At 60.6% G+C, this 18,677-nt stretch carries 19 protein-coding genes; 9 read left to right on the top strand and 10 right to left on the bottom strand.

Going from position 1 to position 18,677, the window contains the following annotated elements; translation table 11 throughout:
* The first annotated feature begins 9 nt into the window (after positions 1–9).
* From BG841_RS06820 to BG841_RS06810, 3 genes are all read left to right on the top strand, one after another.
* Positions 10–1,734 carry a potassium/proton antiporter gene (locus tag BG841_RS06820; RefSeq protein ID WP_070056970.1) on the top strand — a complete coding sequence of 575 codons (1,725 nt, stop codon included), beginning with the start codon at positions 10–12 and terminating at the stop codon, positions 1,732–1,734.
* A gap of 81 nt (positions 1,735–1,815) precedes the next feature.
* A complete protein-coding gene (locus BG841_RS06815) occupies positions 1,816–2,358 on the top strand; it encodes a L,D-transpeptidase family protein (RefSeq protein ID WP_070056969.1) in 543 nt (180 codons plus the stop codon).
* Positions 2,359–2,539: 181 nt separating this feature from the next.
* A complete protein-coding gene (locus BG841_RS06810; RefSeq protein WP_070056968.1) occupies positions 2,540–2,818 on the top strand; it encodes an Lpp/OprI family alanine-zipper lipoprotein in 279 nt (92 codons plus the stop codon).
* A 43-nt stretch (positions 2,819–2,861) separates the two neighbouring features.
* On the opposite strand, the gene BG841_RS06805 is transcribed toward BG841_RS06810, so the two are convergent.
* The 4 genes from BG841_RS06805 to BG841_RS06790 all read right to left on the bottom strand — a co-directional run bounded on the left by BG841_RS06805 (position 2,862) and on the right by BG841_RS06790 (position 6,785).
* Positions 2,862–3,659 (bottom strand): slipin family protein, encoded by a 798-nt coding sequence (locus BG841_RS06805; protein ID WP_070056967.1) that lies wholly within the window; start codon positions 3,657–3,659, stop codon positions 2,862–2,864.
* Positions 3,656–5,092 (bottom strand): NfeD family protein, encoded by a 1,437-nt coding sequence (locus tag BG841_RS06800; protein ID WP_083260203.1) that lies wholly within the window; start codon positions 5,090–5,092, stop codon positions 3,656–3,658. The genes BG841_RS06805 and BG841_RS06800 overlap by 4 nt, the downstream gene beginning before the upstream one ends.
* Before the next feature lie 79 nt (positions 5,093–5,171).
* Complete coding sequence (locus BG841_RS06795) at positions 5,172–6,134, bottom strand: L,D-transpeptidase family protein (RefSeq protein ID WP_228141714.1); 963 nt, start codon at positions 6,132–6,134, stop codon at positions 5,172–5,174.
* 225 nt (positions 6,135–6,359) lie between these two features.
* The gene (locus BG841_RS06790; protein WP_070056966.1) at positions 6,360–6,785 is read right to left on the bottom strand and encodes a MarR family transcriptional regulator; all 426 of its coding nucleotides are present in this window, start codon (positions 6,783–6,785) and stop codon (positions 6,360–6,362) included.
* A gap of 286 nt (positions 6,786–7,071) precedes the next feature.
* Here BG841_RS06790 and BG841_RS06785 point away from each other — a divergent pair, with 286 nt between their 5' ends.
* The gene (locus BG841_RS06785) at positions 7,072–7,977 is read left to right on the top strand and encodes a WYL domain-containing protein (RefSeq protein WP_070056965.1); all 906 of its coding nucleotides are present in this window, start codon (positions 7,072–7,074) and stop codon (positions 7,975–7,977) included.
* Between the two features lie 16 nt (positions 7,978–7,993).
* Positions 7,994–9,727: an ExeM/NucH family extracellular endonuclease gene (locus tag BG841_RS06780; protein WP_070056964.1), complete on the top strand. Its 1,734-nt coding sequence runs from the start codon at positions 7,994–7,996 to the stop codon at positions 9,725–9,727.
* A 9-nt stretch (positions 9,728–9,736) separates the two neighbouring features.
* On the opposite strand, the gene queE is transcribed toward BG841_RS06780, so the two are convergent.
* The 3 genes from queE to BG841_RS06765 form a co-directional block, all read right to left on the bottom strand.
* A complete protein-coding gene (gene queE, locus BG841_RS06775) occupies positions 9,737–10,399 on the bottom strand; it encodes a 7-carboxy-7-deazaguanine synthase (protein WP_070056963.1) in 663 nt (220 codons plus the stop codon).
* Positions 10,399–11,061 (bottom strand): 7-cyano-7-deazaguanine synthase QueC, encoded by a 663-nt coding sequence (queC, locus tag BG841_RS06770; RefSeq protein WP_070056962.1) that lies wholly within the window; start codon positions 11,059–11,061, stop codon positions 10,399–10,401. Before queC ends, queE begins: the two co-directional genes overlap by 1 nt.
* 92 nt (positions 11,062–11,153) lie before the next feature.
* Entirely contained in the window at positions 11,154–11,384 is a 231-nt protein-coding gene (locus BG841_RS06765; RefSeq protein ID WP_070056961.1) for a hypothetical protein, read from the bottom strand.
* 608 nt (positions 11,385–11,992) lie between these two features.
* On the opposite strand from BG841_RS06765, the gene BG841_RS06760 reads away from it, so the two are divergent.
* Positions 11,993–12,268 carry a hypothetical protein gene (locus BG841_RS06760; protein WP_070056960.1) on the top strand — a complete coding sequence of 92 codons (276 nt, stop codon included), beginning with the start codon at positions 11,993–11,995 and terminating at the stop codon, positions 12,266–12,268.
* Between the two features lie 70 nt (positions 12,269–12,338).
* On the opposite strand, the gene BG841_RS16445 is transcribed toward BG841_RS06760, so the two are convergent.
* The gene (locus tag BG841_RS16445) at positions 12,339–12,581 is read right to left on the bottom strand and encodes a hypothetical protein (RefSeq protein WP_074454303.1); all 243 of its coding nucleotides are present in this window, start codon (positions 12,579–12,581) and stop codon (positions 12,339–12,341) included.
* Positions 12,582–12,735: 154 nt separating this feature from the next.
* Between BG841_RS16445 and BG841_RS06755 the strand changes: the two genes are divergently transcribed.
* A complete protein-coding gene (locus BG841_RS06755) occupies positions 12,736–13,080 on the top strand; it encodes a hypothetical protein (RefSeq protein WP_070056959.1) in 345 nt (114 codons plus the stop codon).
* A gap of 18 nt (positions 13,081–13,098) precedes the next feature.
* On the opposite strand, the gene BG841_RS06750 is transcribed toward BG841_RS06755, so the two are convergent.
* The gene (locus tag BG841_RS06750; protein WP_070056958.1) at positions 13,099–14,385 is read right to left on the bottom strand and encodes a serine hydrolase domain-containing protein; all 1,287 of its coding nucleotides are present in this window, start codon (positions 14,383–14,385) and stop codon (positions 13,099–13,101) included.
* A gap of 134 nt (positions 14,386–14,519) precedes the next feature.
* On the opposite strand from BG841_RS06750, the gene BG841_RS06745 reads away from it, so the two are divergent.
* Together BG841_RS06745 and ybaK are read left to right on the top strand one after the other, a co-directional pair.
* Positions 14,520–15,617 carry a phospholipase A gene (locus tag BG841_RS06745; RefSeq protein WP_070056957.1) on the top strand — a complete coding sequence of 366 codons (1,098 nt, stop codon included), beginning with the start codon at positions 14,520–14,522 and terminating at the stop codon, positions 15,615–15,617.
* Between the two features lie 8 nt (positions 15,618–15,625).
* The gene (ybaK, locus tag BG841_RS06740; RefSeq protein WP_070056956.1) at positions 15,626–16,096 is read left to right on the top strand and encodes a Cys-tRNA(Pro) deacylase; all 471 of its coding nucleotides are present in this window, start codon (positions 15,626–15,628) and stop codon (positions 16,094–16,096) included.
* Positions 16,097–16,191: 95 nt separating this feature from the next.
* Here the strand turns inward: ybaK and BG841_RS06735 are convergent, their stop codons facing one another.
* Positions 16,192–18,435, bottom strand: coding sequence for an NADP-dependent isocitrate dehydrogenase (locus tag BG841_RS06735; protein WP_070056955.1), 2,244 nt, complete (start codon positions 18,433–18,435; stop codon positions 16,192–16,194).
* Between the last annotated feature and the right edge of the window lie 242 nt (positions 18,436–18,677).

The raw sequence follows: 18,677 nt of genomic DNA, 5'->3' as shown, positions 1-18,677 counted from the left end.
GGAGACACCATGGATCCAATCCTTATGCTGATTGGTGCCCTGATGCTGGTCATCAGCATCATCTTGAGCCCGCTGTCCAGCAGGCTGGGTATGCCCGTTCTGTTGATCTTTCTGGCCGTCGGCATGCTTGCGGGGGAAGACGGCCCCGGGGGCGTGGTGTTTGATGATTTTCAGCTGGCGTTTTTGATCGGCAACCTGGCGCTGGCGGTCATTCTGCTGGACGGTGGCATGCGTACCCGCGCCGCTACCTTCCGCGTGGGCCTGCGGCCGGCGTTATTGCTGGCCACCATCGGGGTGTTCATCACCGCTATTGGTGCCGCGCTGGTGGCTTACTGGGTGTTTGAGCTGCACTGGATGACCGCTTTGCTGGTGGGGGCCATCATTTCCTCAACCGATGCCGCCGCGGTGTTTTCGTTACTGCAGGGCCGGGGGCTTAACCTGAACGAGCGGGTCAGTGCCACTCTGGAAATCGAGTCGGGCAGCAACGACCCCATGGCCATTTTTCTGACGGTGATGCTGGTGACGCTGATCAGTGATGAGCAGCTGACCCAGGGCTGGGAAGGCCTGCTGATGCTGGTCAAACAGTTTGGCATCGGCAGCGTCATGGGGGTTGCAGGCGGCCTGCTGATTGTCAGCGTCACCAACCGGATGCGCCTCATGCCGGCCATGTACCCGTTGCTGGTAGCGGCCGCCGGTATGGCGCTGTTTGCGGCCACCAACAGCATCGAGGGCAGTGGCTTCCTCGCCATTTATCTGGCCGGCGTGGTCATTGGCAACCGGCCGGTGCGCATGATGCCGATGATTCTGCAGGTACACGACGGTCTGGCCTGGCTGGCCCAGCTGTCGCTGTTCCTGATTCTGGGTCTGCTGATCACCCCTTCCGAAATGATCCCGGTGGCCGGCGGTGCCCTGGTGCTGTCGCTGGCGATGATCTTTGTGATCCGCCCGGTGGCGGTGCTGACCACCATCTGGCCCTTCGGATTCAACCGCCGCGAGCTGTTCTTCATCTGCTGGGTCGGGCTCCGGGGCGCGGTGCCGATTGTCCTTGCGCTCTTCCCGATCATGGCCGGTCTTCCGGAAGCCCAGCTGTTGTTCCACATTGCTTTTTTTGTGGTGCTGGTGTCGCTGCTGGTGCAGGGCACCTCGCTGGCCCCCCTGGCCCGCAAACTCAAGCTGGAAGTCCCCGCGGGCGATGAACCCGACCTGCGCCTGCCACTGAACGTACCCAACGCCGGCGACCATGAACTCATGCTGTTCCCCTTGCGCGGCCCGCAATGGCAGGAGCCCACCCCCCTCAGTGAGCTGCGGCTGCCGGCGAACACCGCCATCGCGGGGGTATTCCGGGACTCTCACTGCCACGCCCCCGTGCCGCAACTGGCGGTGACCAGCGGCGACGTGCTGGCGGTGTTTGCCACCCCCTCCCTGCTGACCGAACTGGGCAAATCCCTCAGCGGTCGTCAGATCCCCCAGCACCTGGCGGAACGCCGCTTCTTTGGTGACTTTGTGCTGCACGGCGATGCCCTGTTGAGTGATCTGGAGCAGGTGTACGGCATTCAGCTCGACGGCACCCTGCCATCGGAGCTGTCACTGGCACAATGCTTTGCCAAACTGACCAAAGGCCACCCGGTGGTGGGTGACCAGGTGGAGCTGGATCAGGTGACCCTGGTCGCCCGGGCGACGGATGCGGACCGGGTCACCAAGGTGGGCCTGAAAATGATCGGTGAGGAAAACTGACCGGTTTCCGGCCGAGCTGGCGTCGCGGTGACCGCGGTCTATGCTAGTAAACGCCACCAACTGATTAATTTTTGGTAAGTTATGATTGTGCGTTTGTTCCCGATTCTTACCCTGCTGGCTATCTTGATCGTATTGGCCCTGCCCGCAGCCGAGCGCGCATCGGCCTCGGAACTGACCGTCGGTGCGCTGGATTCTTATCCGCCCATCAATCAGGTACTGGTGCGCAAGGAAGAACGTCGCCTGTACCTGCTGGCCGGGGACCAGGTGGTGAAAAGTTACCGGATTTCACTGGGGGATAACCCGGTGGGCCACAAACTTTCCGAGGGCGACGCCCGCACGCCTGAGGGTGATTACATCCTTAACTGGCGGAATGCCAACAGCCGGTTTTACAAATCCATTCACATTTCCTACCCGAATCATGAGGATCGTGCGCTGGCCCGGGCCTGGGGACTGAATCCGGGCGGCAGCATCATGATCCACGGCCTGCCCAACGACGCCGGCGACCTGGCGTTCGCATACGCCGGACTGGACTGGACCGACGGCTGCATTGCGGTTAATAATGACGAGATGGATGAAATCTGGCGGCTGGTGGCCGACGGCACTCCTATCCAAATTTTGCCCTGATTATTAAGCTATTGTCATGCCGATAAAAATATGGCTATAGTGAGTTAACATATCCGCCAATAGTGTTTTACACTGTTTTACGAATCCGGTGGTTATCGCCGTAATCGGCCTGTAAGACTGGATGTTAACTAAGTAACTTCTGGATCTTTGGAAGTAAGATTATTAATAAGGAGAATGCCTAATGCGCAAGTTAACAATTGCAGGGTTTGCACTGGCCACAGCATTGACTGCTGGTTGTGCGTCAACTGACGAAAACGGTATGGATGCAATGGCCACTGCCAATTCTGCCGAGCAGACGGCCAGCAACGCCATGAACACGGCGAACAACGCTGCCAGCACCGCACGTTCTGCGCAGCAGACTGCCGAGCAGGCGCTGGCTGCGGCCAAAGAAGCTCAGCGTTCCGCTGACGAAGCAAACGAGCGCGCCCGCCGCATGCTCGAGCGTGCCAGCCAGAAGTAATTCTGCGCATGCTGAACAAGCCGGTCATTTCGACCGGCTTTTTTTATGCCTGTGAATCTTGCTGGTCCTCTGGCGGTCCCGCTGCCGCCGGTCCGGGCGCCGCAAAGGTCTGGATCAGGTCCATGGGTAACGGAAACACGATGGTAGACGTGTTGTTGGTGCTCATGTCCGCCAACGTCTGCAGATAGCGTAATTGCATGGCGCCGAAGTTTTTTGACATGACTTCTGCCGCCTCCACCAACTTTACGGACGCCTGTAACTCACCCTCCGCGTGGATCACCTTGGCCCGGCGCTCCCGCTCGGCTTCCGCCTGTCGGGCAATAGCACGGATCATGCTCTCATTCAGATCCACGTGCTTGATCTCCACATTGGAGACTTTGATCCCCCAGTCTTCCGTCTGGGCATCGAGAATTTCCTGAATGTCCGCATTCAGACGGTCGCGTTCCGACAACATTTCATCGAGATCGTGCTTCCCCAGCACCGACCTTAGCGTGGTCTGCGCCAGCTGACTGGTGGCCGTGCCGTAATTTTCCACCCGGATGATGGCCCGCTCGGGGTCCACCACCCGGTAATACAGCACCGCATTCACCCGCACCGTCACGTTATCCCTGGAAATCACATCCTGACCGGGAACGTCCAGGGTGATCACCCGCAAATCCACCCGGGTCAGCTGTTGGATACCCGGGATGATAATGATCAGACCGGGGCCCTTCACCCCCTGAAAACGACCGAGAAAAAACACCACGCCGCGCTGATACTCCGGCAGGATACGGATGGCGGAGCCCAGAATCAGTAACAGCACCACCAGCGGTGCGATATAGGGAACAAGCTGACCAATCATAACGCCTCCTTGTGGCGATGATCGAGGGTGACCCCCACGGTCAGCCCCTCAACGCGAACCACGGTGACCGAATCTCCGGCGGCGACCGGCTGCGGACACACCGCCCGCCAGCGCTCGCTGCTCAGCCATACATACCCTGCATAGCCCTCGTCGACCGGCACAAAATCCTCCAGTGCCTTTGCAACGCTGCCGGGGAGCTGGTCCACCCCACTGACCGGCACCCGCCGGCGAACCCCCACCAGCCGGGTGACGGTCCACAGCATGAAACCGGCGGCCACCAGCGCGGTGCCGCCGATGACCGGCAGCGATACCGCCCGGTGGCTGCCATCCATCAGGATGATGGAGCCCAGCACAAAGGCAATGAGCCCGCCAATCCCGAGCATGCCGAAGCTGGGCGCAAACGCCTCGCCAACAATCAACGCCAGCCCCAGCAACACCAGCGCCAGACCGGCGTAATTGACCGACAGGACCTGAAAGGCAAACAGCGCCAGTAACAGGCAAATCGCCCCCACGACCCCCGGCACCACCGACCCCGGGTTGGCCAACTCAAACACTATGCCGTAAAAGCCGATGATGAGGAGGAAGTAGGCAACATTGGGATGGGTAATCACCGACAGCAGGCGGGTGCGCCAGTCGGCGTCCAGGTAACGGAGTTCCAGGTCAGCCGTCGCCAACTGGCGGTCACCATTGAACATGGTTACGGTCCGGCCATCGAGCTGGGCCAGTAAATCCATCAAATCTACCGCCACTATATCGATCACATTCTGCTCGAGGGCCTCCCGGGCTCCCAGGTTCACCGCCTCGCGCACCGCACGCTCGGCCCAATCGGCGTTGCGGTTGTGGTGGTCGGCGAGCTCACGGATGTAACTGACGGCGTCTTCGAGCACTTTGCGCTCCATCGCCGAACCACCCTCACGCTTTTCCGGTGCATCGCCAGCCTCGCCGCCGGGTTCTGCGGGCGGCTGGTCGCTGGAATCGTCAGAACCGGGGATGCCCCCCAGCTGCACCGGGGTCGCCGAGCCCAAATGGGTCGCGGGCGCCATGGCGGCGACGTGACTGCCATACATCAGATAGGTGCCGGCACTGGCCGCGCGGGCCCCGGAGGGTGACACATAGGTCACTACAGGAACGGCGGAAGCAAGGAAGTCTTTGATAATGCCGCGCATGGATTCCATCAATCCGCCGGGCGTATCGAGTTGCAATATAATCAGTTCAGCGCCCTCATCCTGAGCGCGCCGCAGACTGCGGGAAATATAATCGAGGGTGGCCGGACCAATGGCGCCGTCCACATTGAGGACAAACCCGAAAGCGCCGGTGCGTTCCTGGGACACAGCCTGACCCGGTGGTCCGGCAGACCACACCAGACCAAACACCAATGCCACCAACCACACCAACCCCCCAAACCGCAGGATCGGTGGTTGTCCCTTGCGCACACGGCCTCCCCGGGGCACGGGTCACCCCTAAACTGTACTCACTGCCGGCACTCGCTGACTTACGTACTTACACTCTAGCTCAAAACCACAGCTTCAGGGTATCGCTTGCACCACTGTCCGCACCCCGGGACCGGGCACGAGCCGATGGTTCAGCGGCGACCCGGGCAAGCCGCTCACCAATCATGCGGGGAATACCATCCGCCTGTTCCACCGCCGATTCGATTGCACCCCGCTGCAGCTCGACATCGGGCATCTCCTGACGCAGGGTATCCAGTCGCGCGGTTACGGCCTCCCACAGAGCCTCCCGATCGGCGTCGGTATACTGTTCCGCGGCGCGATGCACTTCCAGCCAGACCTCATGACCTTTCATCCCGATCTTAACCGGCTGATCGACCACCTGCACGGTCGCACCCCGATCCACTTCGTAAACAAACCGGGAAATGTCTTCGTTATACATGCGGAAGCAGCCGTGGGATACCTGCGTACCCACGCCAAACTGCTTGTTGGTGCCATGAATCAGATAGCCGGGCTCACTCAGCATGATGGCGTAGGGGCCCAATGGATTCCCGGGGCCTGGCGGAATCATTCTGGGCAGATACTCACCGTCCTTTTTGGCTTGCGCCAGTATGCTTTCCGGGGGGTACCAGGCCGGTGATTCCAGCTTCATGGTCACCTGGGCATCGGTCAGGGGCGAGGGGTTGTCCGCAGTGCCCACGCCGACCGGATACACCAACACGCCCTTGTCGGTGAAATAGTACAGGCGGTATTCCGCCAGATTGATCACAATGCCGCTGCGCCGGGCTTCCGGCATCACATAGTGCCGGGGCAGGGTAATGGCGGTGCCTTCACCCGGCAGCCACGGATCCACGTCCGGATTGGCTTTCACCAGTTCAAGGTAACCCAGGCTGTGGGTCGCCCCCAGCGCGGCAAAGGTGTCTTCATACCGTGAGGTTATGACCGTCAGACTTCCGGCAAGATCACCACTCAGCGGCAACACCCGCTCTGCGTCTTTGGTCGCGGCCCGGACGCCCATCGTCATCATCGACGCCAGCAGCGCCAGCAGCACCATCCTTCCCCCACGCCGTGCTTGGTTACACCACATACCATCCCTTTCCATCAGTTTGATCCGCCCGGTGCGATGCACATCGCTGCCCGTGTCAGGTTCATAAGCCGCCAGCATACCCAAGCTTGTCACCGCAAGCATCCTGCGGGTGTTCCCCCGGCGGGCAGCAGGTACGACCGTAAGAAGCGGGATTCTATCCCCGATCTAGCGTTGCCGGTTGCCGTTTTCCATAATTTTATTTAACACCCCCAGCGCAGACGCCAGCTCGTCATCGCTGACGCCGGCCAACATCTCATCCCGCAGCCCGGCCGCCCGGGCATTCAGATCTTCCATAAACGCCTCACCGGTGGCGGTCAGATGGAGCCGGCGGGCGCGGCGGTCATGCTGGCACGGGCGGCGTTCGATCAGATGCTGCGCTTCCAGACTGTCCAGCAATCGCACCAGGGTGGGGTTCTCAATAGCCATCAGACTGGCCAGTTCGCGCTGGGTAAGCCCCTGACCGCCGAGTTGCAGATACACCATGGTAGTCCAGCGAGCCTGCGTCACCCCCAGGTCTTTCAGCCGCTCGTCCAGAAGCTTGCGCCATCGACGAGTGACCCGGGCCACAGCAAACGGAAACTGGTCTCTCATATCTGAGCACTCCACGTGACATCGGTTCATAATTGACTAAAAATACCACCTTAAGCACCTACTAGCATGCTAACCGTTCGAATAGGAACAAATGCAGACCCGATCTGCTAATCCGCAAATACCGAAGGTTGCCCCCGACTGCGAACTTATGCGCTTAAACTACAAGGAGTTACGGCGTTTAACATTAAGGTGCCGTAACCCAGAGGGCGAGCAGATACTGCTAACATGCTAGGCTTGCCAGGGATAGAATGATGTTTGTGTTCGCCAACTCAATGAGCCCATCGTTATGAAGAAATCGGACTGGCCCATTCGCTGGGATCTTCTGCTCCGCTACCGGTTGATCGAAATCATTGCCTTGTGGGAAGGCCGGTTAACCACCAACCACATTTGTCACGGTTTTGGCATTGGCAGACAGCAGGCCTCCAAGGACATCAATACCTACCTGCGCGAGTTGGCGCCGGACAACCTGGAGTACGACCGGCATTTGAAAGGGTATGTACCCAGCGCCCGGTTTACGCCGGTGGTAACCAAAGGCCAGTCGGCAGAGTACCTCGATTTGCTGGCCCGGCATGACACCCTCAGTCAGACTTTTGAATCCCTGCACATCAGTTTGCCGCAGTCGACGGTGTTGCACGCCAGTCGCCCGCTGGGACAACCCGCGGTGGTGCGGACCGTGGTCGCCGCTGCCCGGCAAAAGAAACCCCTGGAACTGGAGTACGTCAGTCTGACCGCACCGGACCCGGTGCGACTGGTGATCGAACCCCATAGTCTGGTGTTCAGCCACCATCGCTGGCTTGCCCGGGGCTGGTGCCGTGAACAACAAGGGTTCGGTAATTTCAATCTGAACCACATTCGTGGCCTGCCCAAAATCATCAACCAGCGCTTTACTGCGCAGCCGGCGCAGGACGACGCCTGGAACGGGTTTGAAACCCTGACCCTGCGACCGGACCCACGCCTCAGTGCCGCCCAACAGGCCATAGTGGCCCAGGATTACGGGATGGTGAACAAACAGCTGCGCATCCGTTCCCGCAAGGCTCTGGTCGACGATGCCCTGCAGCAACTGGGCATACACGGCACGGCCGTACACCCCGACCCGCTGGTGCAACAGATTCAGCTCAGCGAGCGGGACGCCAACAACCACGCGCAAAACACCCCCCGTCCACCCCATTCGCTGGAAACGGGCACCGGCTGAACAGCCCCCACGAACCATGCGCACAGTTTCACTGCTCGCGGTTACGCTGGGGTGGTTACTGCTGCCGACAGCGGCGGGCGCCACGGCCTGCGGCGACCCGGCCAGCCCGATCGCCCGTATTCAGGGCAGCGGCCCCAGCTCTCCCAAGACCGGCCAGCAGGTGACGGTCGAAGGCATCATCACCCTGGACACCCGCTACCCCGGGGGTTTCAACGGTTTCTTCGTGCAACAGGCGGACGCCGACACGGATCACAACCCTGCGACCTCTGAAGCGTTGTTTGTGTACACCCGCAACACCGCGGGCAAGGCGGGCGACCGGGTCCGGATTACCGGTACGGCGACCGAATTTCACGGCCTGACCCAACTTCACCGGGTCACCCGGATAACCGCCTGTGGGCCCGGGGTCCTGCCCGCCCCGCTCACGATACCCTGGCCCCCCGGGCGGGGTGCCGAGGCGGTGGAGGGCATGCTGGTCACCATTCAACACCCGATGGTGGTGGTCGAGCACCACAACCTGCTGCGCTACGGCGAGCTCACCCTGGCCGCAGACGATCAGCGGGTGCCCACCCAGTGGTTGCTGCCGGGACCTGAGTCCTTTGCCCTGGAGCACCGCCAGACACAGCAACGCCTGCTTCTGGATGACGGCTACAGCCGCAGGTTCCCCCCCACGATCAGCTACCTGCCCGCCCCTCTGGGCCCGCGGCGCACGCTGCGCACCGGAACCCTTACCCACGGTCTGACCGGCATCATTGACTACCGTTTCGGCCACTGGCGTCTGCAACCCGTCACTGCGCCCCGGTTCGAGACGACCAATCCGCGCCGTCCCGCACCTGCACGCGGGGCCGACGTCACCCTGCGGGTCACGGCCATGAATCTGCAAAATTATTTCAATGGTGATGGCCGGGGGGGCGGCTTCCCCACCCCTCGTGGTGCCCGCACCCCGGACGAGGCCGACACCCAGCGCAGGCGGCTGGCCGCCGCCTTGAGGGCCACCAACAGCGACATCATTACCGTCACCGAACTGGAAAACGACGGCCCGGACGAGTTCAGTGCCCTGGCGGCGCTGGCCCGCGAGCTGGGGCCGGACTGGCGCTACGTACAAGACAACAACCCCGGCGAGGACGCCATTCGTGGCGCCATCCTCTATCGCCACGGGCGCACCCGGCCGGTAGGCCCCGCCGCCTACCCGACGCGGTCCGAATACCCGCATCCGGCACGCCCGCCTCTGGCGCAAAGTTTCAGTCTGGCAGATGGCGGCTCGGTGCGGGTGGTGGTCACCCATTTCAAATCCAAAAATTGTCGCGGTGCCCGTGGCAGGGAGCGGGACCAGCGCGATGGCCAAAGCTGCTTCGCCCACCGCCGCACCCAGTCGGCCCGGGCGTTGGCGCGCTGGCTGGAGGAGTTGCCGGCCGCCACCGGGTCACGGGGTACGCTGCTCACCGGCGACCTTAACAGTTACGCCCGGGAAGCGCCGCTGAAGGTGCTGGCCCGGGCCGGCTACACCGATCTGGTGCGTCACTTTTCCGGTCTGGACAACCACAGTTTTCGCTACCGGGGCCGGCGCGGCACCCTGGATTACAGTCTGGCCAGTCAGGAATTATTGCCCTATGTAAGTCACAGCGAGATCTGGGCGATCAACGCTGACGAGCCGGCAGCGCTTGGCTACCGGCACGGAGGTCAGCACCAGACCGCACCGTCCCCCTGGCGTTCTTCCGACCACGATCCGGTGATTACCGATCTGACCTTCTGAGGCTGAGCACTAATCGATGCCGATGATTTTGTGCATTTGCAGGGTAAGCCGCCATTGCGGATGGGCGAGGCAATACTCCGTGGCTTTACGGGTATTGCTCTGCTTGACCGGATCCTCGCCCTGGTCCGGCACAGAGGGGGAGGCCATGGGGGACAAAAAGTAATGGCGTGCGGCGATGCCGGTAAACCGCTCGGGCATCGCCAGAGGCTGCGGATACACCAGCTTGAGCTCGTCGCACTGCTCGATCACCACTTCAGCGGCCGCCTTGGGACTGACGCACAGCCAGTCAATGCCCGCCGGTGCCGGCAAGGTGCCGTTGGTTTCCACACCCACTTCAAACCCACGGGCATGCAACGCGGCAATCAGGGGTTCGTCCAGTTGCAACAGGGGCTCGCCGCCGGTGCACACCACATAGGGCCGTCCGCCAGGGGAACTGGCTGGCCAGAGTGCCCGGAGATGCTCGGCCAGCGCCTCTGCGGAGGCAAACCGGCCGCCGTTCTGGCCATCGGTGCCCACAAAGTCGGTATCACAAAAGTTGCACACCGCGGTGGCCCGGTCCCGCTCGCGCCCGGTCCACAGGTTACACTTGCTGAAGCGGCAGAACACCGCGGCCCGACCGGCCTGCGCTCCTTCCCCCTGGAGGGTGTAAAAGGCTTCTTTTACCCGGTACATCACGCCTGCTCTTCGTAAGCCAGAGGGTCTGTTAATCCGTGCGCGGCAAAGGCTTGGAGCCGCTCCACGCAGGAACCGCATTGCCCGCAGGCTTTTTCCCGGCCGTTGTAACAGGTCCAGGTTTGACCGTAGTCGAGTCCAAGTTCCAGCCCGGTGGCGAGAATCGCCGCTTTGTCCGCGCGCATGAACGGTGCCTCTATGGCTACTGGCTCATAGTTGGCCACACGGCAGACCGCATCCATTTTCTCGATGAACTCGGGACGGCAATCCGGGTAAATGGCGTGATCACCGCCGTGGGCACCGTACCAGACCGACCGGGCGCCTATGGTGACCGCGTAGCCGGTCGCCAGGGACAACAAAATCATGTTGCGGTTGGGCACCACCGTCGATTTCATGGTCTCTTCTTCATAGGATCCTGCCGGTATCGCGCCTTCACCCGTCAGGGACGACCCCGCCATAACGGCGTTCATCGCAGTAATATCAATGACCTGATGGGGAATACCCAACGCACGGCACACCTGGCGGGCACTGTCGAGCTCACGAACATGCCGTTGGCCGTAGTCAAAGGACAAGGCGTGAACCGGGTGCCCCTTTGAGCGGGCAAGATGAAGCAAGGTGAAGGAGTCCATGCCTCCGGAGTAAATGACAACCACTGTATCCATGACTACCGCCTTAAGCTGAGCACGCCGTGTATCGAGGCCGTATTGTACCAGCGGCTCTCCACAATGGGAGCGCCGCTGTACGCGCCCGGTGTTTACCGCTGCAGCATCCGGCTCACAGCAAGCTCCAGCACTTTGCGCGTGGTGTTCAGCGTCCAGTAACTCAGCAGTGCCATCAGCCCGGCCGCAATAACCGTAAACCCGAATTCGTCGCCGACAGTCTGGTGCCGGCCCAGTGCCAGATAAACCACCAGTGCCACCACCAGCAGCGCTTGTACTACCAGATACACACGAAATTTTTTCGCCAATCCGGATCTCTCAGACATACTCTTAGCGTTTAACCTCTCATGGGGTTGCAATGAACTACAAGTGGTCAAATTATCGCCAATTGCGCACAAGTTTGCTGTAGGCAGTAGCCGCTAAGGGGTTTCCGAGACGAAAAAAAACGCAACCTCGCGGCTGCGTCAAAAAAAGGAGAGATCCAAGCAGTGTCTTGCTATCTGTAGCTAAGAGACTGTGGATAGCACAACGTAATAACAAGTGACGGGAAGAATTATCGTGATCCGGGCGCTGCGCGTCTGTAAGGGATTGCCGCAGACACACTGCTTGCCCCGCGGTGTGATGGGTACTAGTTCCGACTTGAAAACTCTCCGGGAACCGATAGACTGCCTAATGAACCGAATCTCCTGCCGTTCAGGCAGGTTAACCGCCGGAGAAAAACACACAGCGATGCCTACAGCCAAATCCCTATCAACTGTATACAAGCGCGCATGCAACTGCATCCAGCAGTCTGTCTGCGTGATGGTCATGGCAAGCTAACGGCTTTCGGTTTCGCCCGGGAGCCTGCGAGCGACCGGGTCAGCTTCTCGACGACGAGCCCCGGTCCTGCAGATTCCGGGGTTTTTTGCAGCCGCAAAACGTCAAGGAGAACATCATGAAGAGACAACCAGGCGTAAGACATGGTAATCAGCCAGCCCGCCAGCAGCGCACCGGTCCGCTCAAGCGTCCGGGCAAGCTGCCCTTGCTGGACGCGATCTGCAAACGACTCAATCAGCGGGTTAACATGGACGACGAGCAACGCGTGTTGGGTTTATACGAGCGTGGCTGGATCTTTAACGGCGTGCTGGCCAGCATGAGCGAGGCAGAATCCCGCTATGTGCGGGCCCTGGCTTCCCGGTACGATTCCTGGATTGCCCGTCAGGTTGCCTGACACACGTCTTGAGAATACAGCAGCCCGGCCGGCCAGCGGGACCGGCCGGGGTTAATCCCGCCCCGCCCCTTCAGATTGACCGTTGTAAGCCCCAGCTCTGGATCAAGCCTTTCTTACGATCGATCATGCGTTGGTATGTTGCAATCATGATGGGCGCGTGAGGAGCCGGGGTGCGCTCCAGGTCCGCAATCCGGGCCTCCAGACGGGCTACTTCAGCGCTGATGCGCTGATAGACATGCACCCGCACACTCTCATGCTGATCGAGTCTGACGCAATTTTCCAATTCAGGTGAGGGGAAGGAAGGACTGTCCATACTCGATCTCATCCGTTGAGTCTGTCCATGGGGCCGGTAGAAAATCCACTTCAAACCGGTATAGCAAGCAGCGTATCATTTCTATGCTTATAGCCTAAAATTTTAACAACACTGTGCCACTTTATCTGTCCGGACACAATCAGGAGTAGTTGCCATGAGCCCAACCTCTGTCGCCGACACGCTGCGGGAGTATCTGTCGTTTCTGGAACTGCTGGATGACGCCTACTGGGAGGCGGGCCACATCACCCATAAGGATATGATTTACGACATCATCAGCATCTTCAACCAGGAAGTGGCGGAGCTGAACAAATTGAGTGTGCAGGATCATCACTATCCCTACGAGGTGATCACTGAAGGCATTCGCCGCGTGGTGCCCAAGCTCGAGAGGCTGGACGAGCTGCGCCACGAAGTCATCCAGCGCACCCAGACGCTGACGGATTTTCGCGATATTCTGTCGTCCGTCCTGGGGATTGTCGAAACCCAGCTCGAAGTGATCTAGCGCCGGGCTCCTCGCTGCTCAGTCCGCCGCCAGGGGATGCCGGTGGTCCGGCACAGCGGGAAACTCGCGCGCGACGGTGTACACAAACCGCACCAGTGCGGGCAGGTGGTGGCCGACAATCGGCAACCCGCTGTTCAGGAGGGTCACACTGATATCCCGCGCTGCATCGGCCCAGCACAGTTTGTTGATCAGTCCCGCGTGCCCGAACGCAGCGCCGCTGTGGGGACCCCAGACACCGAGCGGGTTACCCCCCAGCATCATCCCGGCACTGAAGCGCACTGGCAGGGCGGTGGTGCGATCGATCTGCCAGGACCCGCAGGGCCGGATCAGACGCCGCACCGTTGCCTCACTGCATACCCGGGTTCCCTGCCAGTGCCCGCCATTCAGCAGCATCTGATAGAAGCGTCCCATTTCCTCCGCCGTGCCGCACAGGTTGCCGGAGGGAATCACCGCCGCCTGGAAGCGGGGGTTGTTGACCACCCGTTCAATCGTGGTGATGTCGCCACCCAAGGCACGCCTGAGAATCCACGACACCGGGAAGCGGGGCCGTGGGCCGGTGGCGTAACTCGGTGGCAATTGCGACAGGTGCTCAGCGGGGAGGCCGTAGGTGAACCAGCGCATCCCCAGAGGCTGGCGCAGATGGGTGTCGAGAAAAGCCTCAATACTCCCTCCGGTCACCTGTTCCAGCACGCGCTGCATCACAAACCCGCCCGTCAGGGCATGGTAGGCCACCCGGGAACCCTCCACGTCCACCGGCTGGGCCGCACACAACAACCGCCACATGTCCTCCGCGTCCCACAGCACCTCGGACGGGGTGTGCTTGGGCAGGAGCGGAATCCCGCCGCGATGGGCAAGCATCTGGTGCAGGGTGATGGCGTGCTTGCCGCGGGCGGCAAACTCCGGACAATAATAAGCAATGGGTTCGGAGAGATCGATCAGGCCTTGTTCCACCAGCAGGTGTATCAGGAACGCCGTCACCGCCTTGGACGCCGAAAAGTAACAAAACGGCGTGTCGGTGGTCAGCGGTGTTCCGGGGGCGTCGGGCGGATCGTCGGGGCCGTTGCCCGAGGCGTGGCCAATGGCCCGGTGCAGGATCTGTTCCCCCCTGTGGCGGATCGACAGCTGGATGCCCGGGTGCACACCGGTGCGGTAGAGCCGTTCAACAGCCCGCCAGACAGCCGCAACAGACTGCTCACTGACCCCCACGGCCCCCGGATTTTCGGAGCCGGTCGCACACCAGGTCACCCGGCTGAGGTCCTGGGGTATGGCACTGGTGTGCAACGCACGGCGGACAAGCTGGCTCATTGGTGCCTCCCGGTGTCATCTTGGTTTGCTTGATCCGCAGGGCGGCGGTGTGCGGATTACGCGGCTGTCCTACCCCGATAATCGGCAACATGTTAGCCTTTTGCAAACCCGAGCCTGACCCGACAGGAATCGCCATGATGGTTTCCAGCCCGTTATTGACCGCGCTCACCCTGGCGGTTGCGCTACTGGTCCTGACCCACCCCGCGCTGGCGGGGGAGTCGCCGCCGGTAGTGACGGTTGACGAGTGTGCCCTGATCGGCAACGGTGTCAAACGCCTGGCCTGCTTCGATGCGGTGGTCAACACCAGAGAGCGGGTCAACCAGGCAAGTGAGCAGGAAATAGAAGCGGTCGAACAACGCACCACGCTGCTCGCGCCCGCCAGAGACGGCGACGGCGGTGAGGTTATTGCAGGGACCGGTATCGCCGAGGCGCTGGTGAGCCGTCATTTGGCCACCGAGAAAGCCTTCATGTCGTTTGCCGGCGGCTTTCTGCCCTACAAACAGAGTTACCTGCTGCCCTACACACGCTCGTTCAGGCCCAACCAGACCCCCTCCACCCCCACGCTGGGGGACACCGACTACAAGTACGGTGTGGATGAGGACGAAGCCAAATTCCAGATCAGCTTCAAACTGCCCCTGCTGACCGGGCTGTTCGACGACAAAACCACGCTGTGGTTCGGCTACACGCAACTGTCGTTCTGGCAGTTGTACAACACCGCAGAGTCCGCTCCCTTTCGCGAAACCAATTACGAGCCGGAAATTTTTGCCCGCTACGATGCCGGTCTTAATATCGGCCCGGGCCGCATTGATACCGTCGCCATCGGTTTTAACCATCAGTCCAACGGTCGCACCGAGCCCCAATCCCGCAGCTGGAACCGGATAACCGGTACGCTGGTTTACGGGGTGGACAACTGGCTGTTCATGGTCAGCCCGTGGTACCGCCTGCCCGAGGGCTCCGACGATAACAACCCGGATATCGACCGGTACTTGGGCTACGGTGATTTTCTGGCGGTGTATAAAATCGATGAGGACCAGTCGGCATCGCTGAAGCTGCGCAATAACCTGCGTCACTCAGACAATAAAACCTCCCTGGAAATCGGCTACAGCTTTCCCATCGGTGATACCCTCAAGGGCTACGTGCAGTATTTCAACGGTTATGGCGAAAGCCTGGTGGATTACAATCACCGCAGTCACCGTCTGGGATTCGGCATCATGCTCCACGACTGGTTATAGAGGCCCTTATGACCCCTGCCATCCTCGCCGCCCGCAAGGCCGGTATCGACCATCAGGTCCATGCCTATGAGCACGATCCTTCCTGTGCTTCCTTCGGTCTGGAAGCCGTCGAGAAGATGGGGGTGGACCCCGCGCGGGTCTTCAAGACTCTGATTGTGGCGGTGGACAGCAAGGAACTGGTGGTGGCGGTATTGCCGGTGGGCGCGCACCTGAGCATGAAGCTGATTGCCAAAGCGGCCGGCGGCAAGAAAGCCGCCATGGCGGACAAAGCGGCGGCACAGCGGGCCACCGGCTACCTGTTGGGTGGGGTCAGCCCGCTCGGGCAAAAGAAGCGTTTGCGGACCTTTATCGACGCCTCTGCGGAAGCACTGGCATCTGTGTATGTCAGCGCCGGCCAACGGGGGCTGGAGATCGAACTGGCGCCAGCGGACCTGCAGCGGCTTACTTCCGCGACCTGGGCGGCGCTGCAGCAAAACTGATGGTTCGCGGCCACAGCCCGCCCCAATGACACACAAAAAAGCCCGGAAGACGGTCGGTCTCCGGGCTTTCGATTCACAGCACGCAGGTGCTCAGGTTACTTCACCTGATTGCGGGCTTCTTCCAACAACTTGTTGAGCGTCGCGCTCGGCTGCATGACCGCCGCCACTTTATCTGCCGGTGGGTGGTAATAACCACCGATATCCGCCGGATGACCCTGAATTACGGTCATTTCCTCCAGGATAACGTCCTTGTGCTCTTCCAGCTGCTTGGACAGCTTGGCGAAGAACGCCTTGAGCTCCTGATCGTCGTCCTGCTGGGCCAGCGCTTCGGCCCAGTAACGGGCCAGGTGGAAGTGGCTGCCACGGTTGTCCAGCTCACCGGTATTGCGGGACGGCGACTGGTTGTTTTCCAGCAGACGCTCGGTGGCCTGGTCCAGGGTCTGCCCCAACAGCCGGGCACGCTGGTTGCTTTCTTTGGCACCCAGCTCGTCCAGGGAGACGGCCACGGCGAGGAACTCACCCAGGGAATCCCAGCGCAGGTGGTTTTCCTGCACCAGCTGCTGGACGTGCTTGGGGGCGGATCCACCGGCACCGGTTTCGTACAGGCCGCCACCGTTCAACAGCGGTACGATGGACAACATTTTCGCACTGGTGCCCAGTTCCAGTATCGGGAACAGGTCGGTCAGGTAGTCACGCAGCACGTTGCCGGTCACCGAAATCGTATCCAGACCACGGATCAGACGCTCCATGGTCCAGCGGATCGCACGCACCGGTGACATCTGGCGGATATCCAGACCGTCGGTGTCGTGGTCTTTCAGGTAGGTGTTGACCTTCTTGATCAGCTCGGCGTCGTGGGGGCGCTCGTCATCCAGCCAGAATACCGCCGGCATGCCGGTCGCACGGGCACGGTTGACCGCCAGTTTGACCCAGTCACGGATCGGCAGGTCTTTGGTCTGGCAGGCCCGCCAGATATCCCCTTGCTCGACCTTGTGCTCGGTGAGCACCTTACCGTCGGCGTCCACGATGCGCACAATACCGTCTTCGGCAATCTCAAAGGTCTTGTCGTGGGAGCCGTACTCTTCCGCCTTCTGGGCCATCAGACCGACGTTGGGCACGGTACCCATGGTGGTCGGGTCAAAGGCGCCGTGGGTCTTACAGAAGTTGATCACTTCCTGGTAGATGGTGGCGTAGGTGCTCTCCGGCATTACCGCTTTGGTGTCTTTCAGCTTGCCGTCACGGGCCCACATCTTGCCCGAATTACGAATCATCGCCGGCATGGAAGCGTCCACAATCACGTCACTGGGGACGTGCAGGTTGGTGATGCCCTTGACGGAATCCACCATGGCAATTTCCGGACGGTGCTCGTAGATGGCGTGCAGGTCTTCCTGGATCTGCTCCTGCTTGGATTCCGGCAGGCTCTTGATCTTTTCCATGACGCTGGACAGACCGTTGTTCGGGTTGACGCCGATCTCTTCGAACAGATCACCGTACTTGTCGAACAGATCTTTGTAGAAAATCTTCACCGCATGACCGAACACAATCGGGTGGGAGATTTTCATCATCGTCGCTTTCACGTGCAACGAGAACATCACCCCGGTGTTCTGGCAGTCTTCCAGCTCGCGCTCGAAAAACGCACGCAGGGCCTTGCAGCTCATGAACATGCCATCGAGGACTTCGCCTTCCTGCAACGGCAGGTCGGATTTCAGCACCGTCTGCTCGCCTTTGGCGTTCTCGAAAACGATGCGCGCGTTGGTGGCCTTGTCGATGGTGACCGATTGCTCGTTGGAGTAGAAGTCGCCACCCCGCATGTGGGCTACGTGGGTCCGCGACGCCGGGCTCCACTCACCCATGGAGTGGGGGTACTTGCGGGCAAACGCCTTGACTGCAGCGGGAGCACGGCGGTCGGAGTTGCCTTCACGGAGCACCGGGTTTACCGCGCTGCCCAGAACTTTGGAGTAACGCGCGTGGGCGTCCTTTTCTTCATCGCTTTCCGGATCTTCCAGATACTCCGGCAGGTCGTATCCCTGGGACTGCAGCTCCTTGATGGCGGCGCGCAACTGGGGAATGGACGCACTGATATTGGGAAGCTTGATGATGTTGGCGTTGGGGTCTTTGGTGTATTCACCCAGTTCGGTCAGAGCGTCCGGTACCCGCTGGTCTTCGTTCAACCGGTCCGGGAATTGGGCCAGTATGCGGGCTGCGAGAGAAATATCGCTGGTTTCGAATTCAATGCCGGCAGGTTTGGCGTAGGTTTCGAGGATAGGCAACAAAGAGCGGGTAGCAAGTGCGGGCGCTTCATCGGTGAGTGTATAAATAATCTTGGATTTTGACACAGTCATTTTCGTCCTCTGGCTAAATAGGTGAGGTTCAGGACGGTCAAAACGTGCCCCGGCGTCTTGTGAACACCAGATTCACGCTATGACAGAGTAGGAACAGTTAATAAGCGTATAACGATACCAGTTTCCACCAGTAATTGATTGAGATATTAGTATAAGAACCTACTCTGTGGGGTTCCGGCGCGGCGCTATCGCGCTTATGACGTACTTTTCGTAACATTCGCCCAGGCCGGCCGGTGCCGTCC

The sequence above is a fragment of the Marinobacter sp. X15-166B genome, assembly GCF_001752365.1.
Taxonomy (GTDB): Bacteria; Pseudomonadota; Gammaproteobacteria; order Pseudomonadales; family Oleiphilaceae; genus Marinobacter.
The sequence above is the reverse complement of the archived record's forward strand: the minus strand, read 5'-3'. Positions and strand labels throughout refer to the sequence as shown.